This window comes from Acinetobacter pittii ATCC 19004 = CIP 70.29 (assembly GCF_000369045.1).
In the GTDB taxonomy this organism is placed as follows: Bacteria; Pseudomonadota; Gammaproteobacteria; order Pseudomonadales; family Moraxellaceae; genus Acinetobacter; species Acinetobacter pittii.
The window spans coordinates 558,263-570,816 of sequence record NZ_KB849790.1 but is presented as its reverse complement, the minus strand read 5'-3'; the positions used below and the strand labels follow the sequence as shown (position 1 = coordinate 570,816).

The following is a 12,554-nucleotide window of genomic DNA, read 5'->3' as shown; positions in this document are numbered from 1 at the left end:
GAATGTTCTGTCATCCACTATGGATGACAGAACATCTGCTTTAATTGAATTATCAATACGTGTGGATTTAAAGGCAGCTAAAAATGTTGATGCCTTAAAAAGCGATCAAAAAATTCTTGTGAAGAATTTAGGGACACCCTTAACAAGAATTTAATTCTTTTTGGAGAAAAATGTGAATGAAGCATTAAGAAAAATAGAGATTCTTTGGAGTAAAGAACTAAAGCACGCTGTTCATAGAGGAGAAAAAACTTTTTTTCAGTTTCGTTGTATTTTGAATAATGGTATTTCACCAGATAGATTTGATGATATCGATTTGCAATTACCCACAGAGTTTAAGGAGTTCCTCTTAGTTAGTAATGGGGCTGATTTATTCAAGGATGAGGAATATGGGCAATGGGGAGCGAGAATATTTAGTATTGATGAGTTACAGTCATCTAATAAATATTATAGAGAGTTAAGGCCTAAAGACTTCACTAAGGGGGATTTGATAATTGGTGAGTTTTATGGTGATTCAGATTTGTTATTGTTAAGGTGTGATCCTGAAAGTAAGGATTATGGCGTTGTACTTATCGCTTTACCTTTTGATAATCGCTCAGATTGGTATTGTTCAGTCAACTTTGAATATTTTATAACTGACTATGTTAATTTTGAGGGCGATAAATTCTGGGAGATGCGAACAAAAAAATAATTTTATTGAAGCTCTAACAAGGGCTAGTTTTTTTAGCATATCCCATTTTATTTATTATTCTAATTATGTTGCAAAGATTAATGCTTAAAATTAAATATATAAGTCATCTCTAGAGCTAATCTATAGTTTGCTATGTAGTTACTAAATTAATAAAGCAAGAAAGGTATATCCTTATTTTTCTATGAATATATAAGCCCATTTCCGATGGCTAATTTCTTTCTTTTTAAGGATCTATTTTAAAACAAATGTCATTTCCCACGCTTGACGACAACAAAAGCGGATACTATCCTTTGCGGGCTGGCCTACATTGCCAGTTGGTTTTAGCAGACCATCAGCCAAAGTACACGAAAAAGTCTAACTTTTTTGTGGAAATCCCTGTGTGCCCCCTTTGCGGTGGAACGGAAGGGGGACACCCTCGGGTGTGCTGGATTCTTTGGCTCCAGTCTGCTAACCCTCTTTCGTTTCACCACCATTATTTAGCAGTAATGCGGTGAAACTTCTTTATAGCCAAAGGAGTCCGCTATGCGTACTAATTCTTCTCAATTTTTGGCCTTTCCCAAACTCTTTCTATTCATACCGTTTAAACATTCTATAAATCGGTTTTGACGACTCTAGGTTTTTACGCCTAAACATCATTACGACTCAAAAATCATAGCAACAATAAACCAGAGATAGGCGAGCACACCATTTTGTGCCGCTTTTGTATGCCTGTTTTTAGCACTCAATTTAAGAGTGACGGCATTTCTATCTCTTTTACATACAACAAAAAATTATTTTAAGCGGTATATATGAACAATTTAGAATCTTCATTTAGAGCACTACGAGTGCTGCACACAGCAAAAGATTTATTTAATCAAGATGGATTTAACAAGGTCGGGGTTGACCGAATTATTGCTGAAGCCAAAATCCCCAAAGCGACTTTCTATAACATCTTTCATTCAAAAGCACGACTGATCGAGATGTGTTTAACCTTTCAAACGGATGCGCTCAAAGTAAAAGTCCTTTCAATTATCAATTCATACAGCGAACTTATGGTGTTCGATAAACTCAAGCAAATTTACTTTTTACATGCCAATTTAGAAGGATTTTACCGTTTACCATTTAAAGCAATTTTTGAAATTGAAAAGTGTTATGCAACGGCTTATCGAGTGGTTGTTGCTTATAGAAACTGGTTTATAAATGAGCTTTATAAGCTGCTCCTTACTGTAAAAACTACCGCTTCAATAAAAGATGCCCACATGTTTCTATTTGCAATTGATGGGGCAATGGTTCAGCTGTTAAGTGCCAATAGCGTAGATGAACGAGATAAATTATTAGATTACTTTTTATTTATGCTATCTGAGCATTCAACTTAAACCTTAAAACAAAAAGCCCGTGATTGGGCTTTTTTGTAGATATTGGTCGATTAAAACTTAAGTTTTTTAAGTCCGCGACTCACACCATTTTGTAGAGCGGCTTTAATAATAGGGCCAATAAATGGTACGCGGCCTTTAAAGCTAATGGTGTAATCCAAACGAGTTCGATTATTTCCCAAGTCAGTAAATTTCATGACACCACGGTGACCTTTAATTGGGCTAATCCCGCTCGTAATTGCGTATTCAATCAGTTCATTTTCTTTGTAGACTAAATTGGTTTCTACAAATGAAGGGGTCAATGGAATAGACATTTTGCGCGCAGAGCCAACACCATTACGAGCGTCTTTTCCGTTGCTAATGCGAGTCACTTTAGCAGGAGCGAAAAGTTTACTTAGGTTTTCATGCTCACTTAAGGTTGCAAAGACTTTGTCTACGGGTGCATCAAATTCTTGTACGATGTTGATTTTTTGAGTTTTTAACATCTTATTCCCTCTAGAAATTATTTTGACATTGGTAATTGTCAGAATTTGGATGTTAGCATGCTTTGGGCAATGGGGGAATTCTTCTTCGTCGGAGTTATCGCATACTTAAAAAATTCACTTTGGTACATCTACAATGCTTTTTGGCCTTTTCTTAATTTTTTAAAGAAGGGCTGAATCACAGACCAGTTGGTTGAAACCCAGCAAATAAAGGAACCAGCCGTCACCATTGCTGTTCCTTGCCAAAAGCTCATCGATAATTGAGTTTGTAAAACAAACATCGCCAAAATAGACGAAATGATCGGGGTGAAATAAGAGGCCACCACAAGCACGGTAATGTTTCCATGAATGATGCCAATGTTCCAAGCGGCATAACCAAAACCCATGGCAGCAGAAGCAACTAAAAGGGTGAGGAGAGCTGGAATATCCATTGAAGGGATGGCAAAGTGCCCCGAGACAAGCAGCTTGAGCCAGAGAGTGAGCGCGACACCAACAAAGAAAATGGAAATTGGATTTTGCCCATTACTTAATTTTTTGGTGAGTACACAGTAAAAAGCCCAAATGATGGCACCTGTAAATGCCAAAATATAGCTAAGTGGGTTGCTATGAAAATTATCGACAAGACTATTTAGACTAAAATCACCGCTTCCAGTTTGAATAAAAATAATGCCAGAAATTGAAATAAGTAAGCCGAGAATAATAAGAAAATTAAACTTTAATTCTTTAAAAATAACGAAAGCCAAAACCGTTAAACTCGGCCACAGATAGTTAACAATACTAATTTCAATGGCTTGTCTTGCTGTCTGAGAATAAGCAATCGCAAATGAAAAGCACACCTCATAAGCGACAAATAGAATTGTGCCAAATATTAAGTATTTTTTAGAGATCTGCTTAAAATCTGGAACTTTGAAAATGGCAAGCAACAGTAGCGCACTTAAAGAATAAATAAACGTAACACCTAGCTCAGGCCCAATGGCGGCACTGACTTGCTTCATCAGACCGACCAGAGATGCCCACATGAAAATGGCGCTTAAACCAATCAATGTTGCTAGATTTTTTGACATAAAATTCAGTAAATAACGGTAAAAAAATGGTAAAAGATGAAGCTATATAGATGAAAGGAATCAATTTTCAAGCTAAGGAATATAGGACAAATTATATAAAATATAAACAATTAAATTTATTGATTGGTTGAATCTGCTATGTTTATTTAGCATTCAATTGAGTAACGAAATTTCGGATAAAACAACATTTGTACGAGGAAAATATGGAAGTCATTAAAACGGTTGGTGTTGTTGGAGCAGGTGTAATAGGTGCAAGTTGGACGGCCTTATTTTTATATAAAGGATTTAAAGTTAAGGTTTACGACCCGTATCCTATAGATGAAGCGGTCTTTAAAAAAAGAATATCTGCAAATTTAAATGATTTATTGGCTTTAGATCAAAACGCGGAACACACATATTCTCAGCAAGATGTACTACTTCATCTGGAAATTTTTAATCACTTAAAAGATGCAGTTTCAGATGTAGATTTTATTCAAGAAAATGCCCCAGAACGTCTCGATGTAAAACAACAGCTATATCAAGAAATCACAGCATATTGCCCTGAACATACCATTATTGCTTCAAGTTCATCGGGCTTAAAAGTGTCTGATTTTCAAAAAGAGGCCAAACATCCTGAACGTATTTTATTAGGTCATCCTTTTAATCCGCCTCATCTTTTACCTTTGGTCGAGATCGTTGGCGGTAATTTGACAGCTCCTCAAATTTTAAAACAGGCTTCTGAGTTCTATAAACAACTGGGTAAGAATCCAATTATTTTAAATAAAGAAGTAAAAGGGCATGTCGCAAACCGTTTGCAGGCTGCGCTATGGCGAGAAGCTTTTTCATTGGTTGAACAAGGCGTGTGCTCTGCCGAAGATGTCGATGTCGCGATTACCAGCGGGCCGGGTTTAAGATGGGCGCTCTTTGGCCCCTACATTAATATGCAGCTTGCCAACCAAAAGGGCTTTAAAGAAGCAATTCATCATTTAGGCCCACCAATGACAGAATGGTGGAATGATATGCACGCATTTCAACATTCAGATGAGATCACAGAGTTGTTGGAAGCACAAACCAACCAGCTATTAACACAATATAAAGATATCGATTTATATGAAACCAGAGATAAAGGTCTGGTCGATATCTTGAAGCTTAGACAACAACTTAAGTTAGATTAATTCAAAATATTAGAATAGAGCCAATCATTTTATTGCAGAGATGATTGGCTTTTTTTGTTGGGGTAAATAACAAAAACATTCCTAGCTGAAACAATCCTATATTCATTAAATGTTACTGAAATTCCTATTGCGTTGCATTTGAACTATATGCCTTACGTGAAAAGTAAGAATCGTTGCAAACCGTAAAGAAAGCCTCCTCATAATCAAAGGACATGATAGAAAATAGAGGAATAACAATATGCGCGCTCTTACTTACCACGGTGCAGAAGACGTTCGAGTAGAAACAGTAGCAGACCCTATTATTCAAGAACCGGATGACATTATTTTACGCGTGACTGCCACAGCGATATGTGGCTCTGATTTACATTTATATCGAGGCAAAATCCCTAGAACCGAACAGGGTGATATCTTTGGGCACGAATTTATGGGCGTGGTTGAAGAAGTTGGTCCAGCTGTCACCGCAGTGAAAAAGGGTGATCGTGTCATTGTTCCTTTTGTGATTGCCTGTGGCGAATGTTTCTTCTGCCAACTAGACCTGACCGCTGCCTGCGAAACAACCAATACAGGGCGCGGCGCAATTATTAATAAAAAGCAGATTCCACCAGGTGCGGCTTTATTTGGTTATAGTCATCTTTACGGCGGTGTACCGGGCGGGCAAGCAGAATATGTGCGTGTACCAAAAGCCAATAAAGGTCCTTTTAAGGTGCCAACTTCACTGTCAGATGAAAAAGTACTTTTCTTGACTGATATTTTACCGACTGCTTGGCAGGCAGTGACCAATGCCCAAGTGACTCATGGCTCAACCGTTGCAATTTATGGTGCTGGTCCAGTCGGACTGTTAAGTGCTGCTTGTGCCAAGATGCTCGGTGCTGAAAAGATATTTATGGTCGATCACAATGACTATCGATTGAACTATGCAGCGGCAACATACGGTGCCATTCCGGTTAATTTTGATGAAGTCGATGCGGCCGAATTTATTATTCAACATACCGACAATTATCGCGGTGTCGATGCTGTGATTGATGCGATTGGTTTCGAGGCAAAAGGCAGTGTAATTGAAACAGTCCTGACCAATTTAAAACTAGAGGGTTCAAGTGGTGCAGCACTGCGTCAATGCATTGCGGCAGTTCGCCGTGGTGGGGTGGTCAGCGTACCAGGTGTATATGCAGGCCCGATTCATGGTTTCTTATTTGGCGATGCTTTTGATAAAGGGCTGACTTTTAAAATGGGTCAAACCCATGTGCATCAATATTTACCGCAACTGTTAGAATTGATTGAGCGTGGTGAATTAACACCCGAAACGATTATTACTCACCGAATGAAATTGGAAGATGCCGCAGATAAGCCAACAGATAGTAAAGATTGGGTGCTAAATAGTCGTCAATCTGATGATTTAACTTTCTCAGGTAGTCCAGAGCAAATTAGAAAGCAACTGACTGCTCTTTATAAGCAAGAATATATTGCGGAATGGAGAAAATTCCTAAATGGTATTCACTATGCTAAAGCTGGTCAATTTGCTCAGCAAGTTAAAAATATTGATGTTTTAGGTGAACCACAAAATTCTCCAATTAGAACATTAATTGAAAGAGTAGCAGTCGAAACAAACTGGGATAATCCGGTTGTTCAAGCTGAGCTCGCAGCTCCACAAAAAGGATTTATTGCGTGGTTTAAGCGTAAAGTTTTAAATCATGATGACAAGCAAGTTGCTAATCAAGTGGCAAACAATGCTCAAGGCGCTATTTCTCAAGAATACCAAATGTTCTATCAGTTGGTTCGCAAACGTGATGACCAACAAGGTAAGTCATTGCTTGATGAATATATGACAAATTTAGCACTCGTTCGTAGTAAGTTTAACGAGCTTAAGAATGCGGGTGAAATTGGACCTAATGCGATGACATTAGTCAAGCAAACCCTTAATGAGCAAACGTCTGTATTTAACCAAACTCAAAAAATTGTCGATGAAAAAATGGCGGTTGGTTTCAATGAAATTGATCAACGATTACTACAAAAATTGGTAGTTAGTCCACTTACGCAAGCTTTTGAGAGTTTAATTACACCGACCCAAGACGAAATTAATAAATTATGGGTAATGCAAGCCTATCAACCATTTACAGCAAATCTTGCTAAGAAATATCCATTTAACTCATCAGCTTCTTTACAGGCAACAAGTAGTGAAATTGGTCAAATCTTGGGTGAGAACGGTAGTATTTCTCGCTTTGTAAAAGAAAGCCTAGATCCATTTGTGATTCGTCGTGGATATACATTAACGTCTAAAACCTGGAAAGATTTAGGCATTAGTTTAAATCCTCAATTTGTTATGAATTTCCAAAGATATGTTGCGCCAGCCAATGGTATGGCAACTGGTGAGTTGAATGCTCAAGCGCAAGCGGCACCAGCGACTAACCAATCTAACTTCCAGTTCTACCCAATTCCAAACCCACAATTGCTTTCATATACCGTTGATATTGATGGTCAGCGTATGACTTATGAAAATGGTGTTCAGCAGTGGGTTAACTTCATTTGGCCAAACCAAGGAAGTATTCCGGGCGCTCGTATTACTGCAGTAGATTTACAAGGTCAAACGCATACGATTTTTGATGAGCCAGGCGAGTATGGTATTAACCGTTTAATTGATAGCGCTCAACGTAAGGAACAAAATGGCGGATTTGAAATGCTTTGGCGTAGTAAAACTGATCCATCATTATTTGTAAAAATGAATTTCCGTCTAATTAGCAGTAATTCAGGCAGTATTGGTTCAAGCCGTGGTTATGCAGGTATGCAACTAGTTGATAAAGTCACTGCCGACAAAGCAGCTCGTGTAGTATCTGCTCAGCAAGCGCCAGCTCAAGCTGCTCCAGCAAGAACTGAGAATCCTGTTTCAGCACTTGCTCAGCCTTCTGCGGGAGTTAAACCATGACATGGAAAATAACCTCTATGCGAAAGGAGGAGCAATAATGCAAACATTAAAAACAACTCCTTTGTATTACGGCAAAAGTCCTGCACGAGGCGACTTTTTAAAAACAAAAGGTCAGAATGCTCTAATACAGTTGCTTGATCAGTGGATTACTGAAGCATTGGAATATGCAATGCAATCAGGTAGCTTTAAACAAGCTTATAACACGTTACCTTCACTGGATTTCTTTATTGCGAATCCGAAAGAAAATATGTTTTTAGCGGCAAATTTGCTCGCAAGTGAAGATAGTTCAGGTCGATCTTTTCCAATGGTACTGAGCCATTTATTAGAAATTGATTTACCGTATGATAATTTGTTGTACGCACCATATAGCTATAAACATGTATTAGTTGATTTATTTCAAAACAATCGTGCTTTAAAAGGAATTAAAGATTCAGATCTGTTACTTGGAAAATTAGGTCACTTACAAAATCAAATTCAGGTTTTAACTGAACGCGAGTGTGTAGGTTTCTATGAAAATCATACGATGCATTCATTTGCTCAACTCATGAAGTTAAGTATTTATGAGTTAGCGCAAAGTATGATTGGGCTGGGATTATTGCTACAGCCAATTTTACAAAATGGAACGAGTCGCTTAAATAAAGTTTTAATTTTGCCTATTAATAATTCTGCTTACAGTTATGAAATAGCAGCATTTTGGGTCAGTATTATTTGTCGCTTTTTAAAAGAACATAATACTGAGGTGCTGATAGGTTTGTTACATCGAGATCAACCTGTATTATTCTTCGGTTTTCAAGGGGCTGATATTTTAGCCCTGAGCGATATTTTTACTCAGAATATGGATAGTAAACACTGGGTTTCTTTAATAGAAGCTCAGTGGATTGATACTTATTTGGAGCAGAATGCCGGTTTAGCTACGCTAGAACAATCATTATGCCAACGCCAATTAAGTTTAAATCAAGGCTTAAAACTATTTAGACAGACTTTTTTGGGTGAATAATAATGAATCAACGATATCAAACTAAACTTTCACAGCTCATAAAAGGCTGTTTTATCTATGCAATCGCTAACTATGCTTTAGCTCAGCCGATTGTCGTAGAAGGTGTGGTCCCTAACGAAGCAAGTAAACAGGCTATCTTATTAAAAATGCAATCTGTTTATGGTGCTGATCAGGTTGTAGATAAAATACAAGTGAGACCCGTAGCTGCTCCAAATGGGTGGAGTGACTCGGTGACGCGAGTGATTACCCCTGATCTTAAAAAGGTTTCGCAAGGGAAATTAAGCGTAAATGGTACTCGATTTGAGCTAAGTGGAAAAATGCTGAATCCAGCAGATATCCAGCCTACAATTCAATCTTTTCAAGGACTAGTGCAACCGCCGTATCAACTATATTCACAATTATCAGTCAATCAGGCTGAGCAGAAAATTATTGATGATGCACTTAAAAACCGAATTATTGAGTTTGAATCTGGTAGCGCAGTTTTAACTGATGCAGGTCAAAAAATTCTAGATGAGATGGCTATTGCTTTAAACAAAGTAGGTGGTAAGAAAGTCAAAATCGTAGGACATACAGATAGTTCTGGTGATGCGAATAAAAACTTAAAACTTAGCCAAGACCGCGCATTAGCAGTTAAAAACTATTTGATTAGTAAGAGTATTCCCGCCGACCATTTATCTACAGAAGGTTTAGGTTCATCTAAGCCAGTTGCAGATAACACTTCTCCAGAAGGAAGAAAGAAAAACCGTCGGATTGAGTTTACTGTTCTATAAATATAAGGAGAAGAACATGGCTAGCCCTTACATTACGATTGGATGCCCAACAACTGGTGGAGGGCAAGTCATTTCAGGAAACAGTACATTTTTAATTGATGGAATTGCAATTGCCTGTGTAGGAGATAAGGCTACTTGTCCGTTACACAAAACGGTTTCTACGATTGTATCGGGAGACCCAAATATGCTTGTCATGGGAAAATCCGCAGCACGTGTAAATGATTCATTATCATGTGGCTGTAAATTATTGCCAAAACAGAGTTTAGTTAATCAAGGATAAGGGTAGAGATATTTTTATATAGATATAAATATCTACTAAAACATATTAACGCTTGAAATGATGAGTAGTTTGTCTGATAAAGCTGAATTTTGTTAATATACAGGCATTATGATTTTAAGCATTAAATTATTTAAAAATATTGAGAGTAATGATGAGTAATTTAAAAATTTTAATTACAAAACTTTCTACAGTTGCGCGAACTGCTTTAGAAAAATCGGCTAATGCTTGTGTTATTCAACAAAATTACGAAATTGAAATTGAGCATCTATTTTTAGAATTACTTAATCAATCTTTAGAGAATGATTTAAAAATTTTATTAAAGAAATACAAAATTTCATCTGAAGCTTTAGTTGATGATTTAAAAGAAACAATTTCTCAATTACCAAAGGGTAATACTCGAACTCCTATTTTTGCTAAATCTATTGTTCGTTTGTTTGAACAAGCTTGGTTATTAGCTTCGGCTGAACAAAATCCAGTTATTCGTAGTGGTCATTTATTAGTTGCTTTATTAACTGCGCCTGATTTATATCAAATTGCAACAAGAGCTTCGAGTTTATTTGATCTTTTACCAATTGACTCAATGAAACACAAGTTTCTTGAAATTTGTGAGAAGAGTGTTGAACAACAAGATGAAACAAAAACACCTCCTGATGAGGTGGAGTCAACAGAGGCGACTGTAGCAAATACCAAAGTAGCTAAAACACCTGCACTTGATCAATATACGATTAATCTCACTGAAAAAGCAAAAAAAGGTGGTATAGATCCAGTTATTGGACGTGAATATGAAATTCGCTTAATGCTCGATATTTTAATGCGTAGACGCCAAAACAATCCGATCTTAACCGGAGAGCCAGGTGTTGGTAAAACAGCTGTAGTGGAAGGTTTGGCTTTAAAAATTGCTCAAGGTTTAGTACCAAACGCCCTAAAAAATGTCCATTTACATGTGCTGGATATGGGACTTTTACAGGCGGGTGCAAGTGTTAAAGGCGAGTTTGAAAACCGTTTAAAACAGGTTATTCAAGAAGTTCAAGCTTCTACTCATCCTATTATTTTATTTATTGATGAAGCGCATACTTTAATTGGTGCAGGTGGACAAGCAGGGCAAAATGATGCTGCAAATCTTTTAAAACCAGCACTTGCACGGGGTGAGTTGCGCACAATTGCTGCGACTACTTGGGCAGAGTACAAGCAATATTTCGAAAAAGATGCTGCATTGAGCCGACGTTTTCAGGTTGTAAAAGTAGAAGAGCCGACCGAAGAAGTTGCGGTAGATATGTTGCGTGCGATGATTCCTGTCATGCAGCAGCATTTTAAATTGCAAATTGATGATGAGGCGATCGTTACAGCAGTTCATTCTTCACATCGATATATTAGTGGACGCCAACTTCCAGATAAAGCAATTAGTGTGCTTGATACGGCTGCAGCACGTGTTGCGTTGACCCAAAATGCTCAACCTGTAAAGCTTGATCAGTTAAAGGCCCAAGAACATAACTTAAAGCTTGAACAGCAAATTTTAGAAAATGAACATCGTCAGATTCCAATTCATCATGAACGATTGGAAACTTTAAAAGCTAATTTAGAATCTTTACAAGAAGAGATCCAAGAAACCGAAGAGCAGTGGCAAAAAGAATTAGAACTTGTTCATAAAATTCAAGAGTTAGAAGCACAGAATCATGCTAATGAGTCTGAAGCTTTCGATCAGATTAATCTACTGCGTAAAGATCTTGCCGATATTCAAGGTCAGCAACCATTAGTATTTGAAAGAGTAAACTCTCAAATTATTAATGAAATTATTTCTGACTGGACAGGTATTCCTGTTGGAAAAATGGTCAATGATGAAATTAAACAGATATTAACGCTTGAAGATAAATTGGGTGAGCGTGTAATGGGGCAAGATTATGCACTCACACAATTAGTTCAAGGCATTAAAACTTCAAAAGCAAAACTTGAAGATCCTAATAAGCCACAAGGTGTATTTCTTTTGGTCGGACCGAGTGGTGTAGGTAAAACTGAAACAGCATTAACTTTGGCAAATGAGTTATATGGTGGTGAGCAGCACTTAATCACAATTAATATGTCTGAATATCAAGAAGCCCATACTGTATCTTCATTGAAAGGTGCACCTCCAGGATATGTCGGATATGGTCAAGGTGGGGTTTTAACAGAAGCGGTTCGCCGTAACCCATATAGTGTTGTGTTGCTTGATGAAATTGAAAAAGCTCATAGCGATGTTCAGGAACTGTTCTATCAAGTATTCGATAAAGGTACTTTAGAAGATGGTGAAGGACGAGTAATTGATTTTAAAAACACGACTATTTTGTTAACTTCAAATGCTGGTTCAAGTGCCATTATGCAGGCTTGCCTAAATAGACCTGTAGAAGAGTGGCCTACAGCTGAAGAGTTGATTGAGCACTTAAAACCAAGTTTATATAAACAATTTAAGCCTGCATTTTTAGGCCGAATGAGAGTTGTACCTTATTTCCCACTGCATGATGATCTACTTGTACGAATCATTAAGCATAAGTTAGGCAAAATCACAGCAAGAATTGAGAAACAATACGGGACACAAGTCCAGTATTCTGATGATTTGGTAGAGCTCCTCTTAAGCCGTTGTACAGAAGTCGATAGTGGTGCGCGTAACGTTGATAATATTTTAAATTCTACAGTGTTACCTGCATTAGCTACAGAAATTTTGGTGGCTTTAGCAGAGCAAAAACTACCAAAAGTTATCATGATTGATGCTAAAGATGACGAAATTCAATATGTACTAGACCCAGTTGTAAAAGCTGCTAAAAAAAGGACTAGTAAAAAATTGAAGTCAGAAGTTTAAAATTGAATAGAGCTAAAATT

Annotated in this window: 9 protein-coding genes and 2 pseudogenes; 9 read left to right on the top strand and 2 right to left on the bottom strand. The window is 37.4% G+C overall.

Features of this window, described 5'->3' with window-relative positions; translation table 11 throughout:
• The first annotated feature begins 172 nt into the window (after nucleotides 1–172).
• Nucleotides 173–688, top strand: coding sequence for an SMI1/KNR4 family protein (locus F928_RS15270; RefSeq protein WP_005070062.1), 516 nt, complete (start codon nucleotides 173–175; stop codon nucleotides 686–688).
• 788 nt (nucleotides 689–1,476) lie between these two features.
• Entirely contained in the window at nucleotides 1,477–2,043 is a 567-nt protein-coding gene (locus tag F928_RS15265; RefSeq protein WP_002114385.1) for a TetR/AcrR family transcriptional regulator, read from the top strand.
• A 50-nt stretch (nucleotides 2,044–2,093) separates the two neighbouring features.
• On the opposite strand, the gene F928_RS15260 is transcribed toward F928_RS15265, so the two are convergent.
• Both F928_RS15260 and yddG read right to left on the bottom strand, forming a co-directional pair.
• Nucleotides 2,094–2,525 carry an SRPBCC family protein gene (locus F928_RS15260; RefSeq protein WP_002114206.1) on the bottom strand — a complete coding sequence of 144 codons (432 nt, stop codon included), beginning with the start codon at nucleotides 2,523–2,525 and terminating at the stop codon, nucleotides 2,094–2,096.
• A gap of 128 nt (nucleotides 2,526–2,653) precedes the next feature.
• Nucleotides 2,654–3,586 (bottom strand): aromatic amino acid DMT transporter YddG, encoded by a 933-nt coding sequence (gene yddG / locus F928_RS15255; protein ID WP_002114502.1) that lies wholly within the window; start codon nucleotides 3,584–3,586, stop codon nucleotides 2,654–2,656.
• Nucleotides 3,587–3,789: 203 nt separating this feature from the next.
• Here yddG and F928_RS15250 point away from each other — a divergent pair, with 203 nt between their 5' ends.
• The 7 genes and pseudogenes from F928_RS15250 (at nucleotide 3,790) to tssH (ending at nucleotide 12,534) form a co-directional block, all read left to right on the top strand.
• On the top strand, nucleotides 3,790–4,740 hold the full coding sequence (locus F928_RS15250; RefSeq protein WP_005076743.1) for a 3-hydroxyacyl-CoA dehydrogenase NAD-binding domain-containing protein: 951 nt from the start codon (nucleotides 3,790–3,792) through the stop codon (nucleotides 4,738–4,740).
• 238 nt (nucleotides 4,741–4,978) lie between these two features.
• A pseudogene (gene ybdR, locus F928_RS22540) lies at nucleotides 4,979–6,082 on the top strand (glutathione-dependent formaldehyde dehydrogenase); the annotation flags it as partial.
• Nucleotides 6,065–7,657, top strand: a pseudogene (locus tag F928_RS22735) (type VI secretion IcmF C-terminal domain-containing protein); the annotation flags it as partial. The pseudogenes ybdR and F928_RS22735, both read left to right, overlap by 18 nt.
• Nucleotides 7,658–7,694: 37 nt before the next feature.
• On the top strand, nucleotides 7,695–8,654 hold the full coding sequence (gene tagF, locus F928_RS15240) for a type VI secretion system-associated protein TagF (RefSeq protein ID WP_005076739.1): 960 nt from the start codon (nucleotides 7,695–7,697) through the stop codon (nucleotides 8,652–8,654).
• 2 nt (nucleotides 8,655–8,656) lie between these two features.
• Nucleotides 8,657–9,424, top strand: a complete 768-nt coding sequence (gene motB / locus F928_RS15235; protein ID WP_005076738.1) for an OmpA family protein — start codon at nucleotides 8,657–8,659, stop codon at nucleotides 9,422–9,424.
• 16 nt (nucleotides 9,425–9,440) lie between these two features.
• Nucleotides 9,441–9,704, top strand: a complete 264-nt coding sequence (locus F928_RS15230) for a PAAR domain-containing protein (RefSeq protein WP_004793184.1) — start codon at nucleotides 9,441–9,443, stop codon at nucleotides 9,702–9,704.
• Between the two features lie 148 nt (nucleotides 9,705–9,852).
• Nucleotides 9,853–12,534, top strand: a complete 2,682-nt coding sequence (gene tssH / locus F928_RS15225) for a type VI secretion system ATPase TssH (RefSeq protein ID WP_080632723.1) — start codon at nucleotides 9,853–9,855, stop codon at nucleotides 12,532–12,534.
• Nucleotides 12,535–12,554 lie beyond the last annotated feature (20 nt).

Coding starts and splice junctions, on each gene's coding strand:
- yddG (WP_002114502.1), bottom strand. CDS start 3,586: ATGTCAAAAAATCTAGCAACATTGATTGGTTTAAGCGCCATTTTCATG.
- tssH (WP_080632723.1), top strand. CDS start 9,853: ATGATGAGTAATTTAAAAATTTTAATTACAAAACTTTCTACAGTTGCG.
- F928_RS15250 (WP_005076743.1), top strand. CDS start 3,790: ATGGAAGTCATTAAAACGGTTGGTGTTGTTGGAGCAGGTGTAATAGGT.
- F928_RS15230 (WP_004793184.1), top strand. CDS start 9,441: ATGGCTAGCCCTTACATTACGATTGGATGCCCAACAACTGGTGGAGGG.
- F928_RS15260 (WP_002114206.1), bottom strand. CDS start 2,525: ATGTTAAAAACTCAAAAAATCAACATCGTACAAGAATTTGATGCACCC.
- F928_RS15265 (WP_002114385.1), top strand. CDS start 1,477: ATGAACAATTTAGAATCTTCATTTAGAGCACTACGAGTGCTGCACACA.
- motB (WP_005076738.1), top strand. CDS start 8,657: ATGAATCAACGATATCAAACTAAACTTTCACAGCTCATAAAAGGCTGT.
- tagF (WP_005076739.1), top strand. CDS start 7,695: ATGCAAACATTAAAAACAACTCCTTTGTATTACGGCAAAAGTCCTGCA.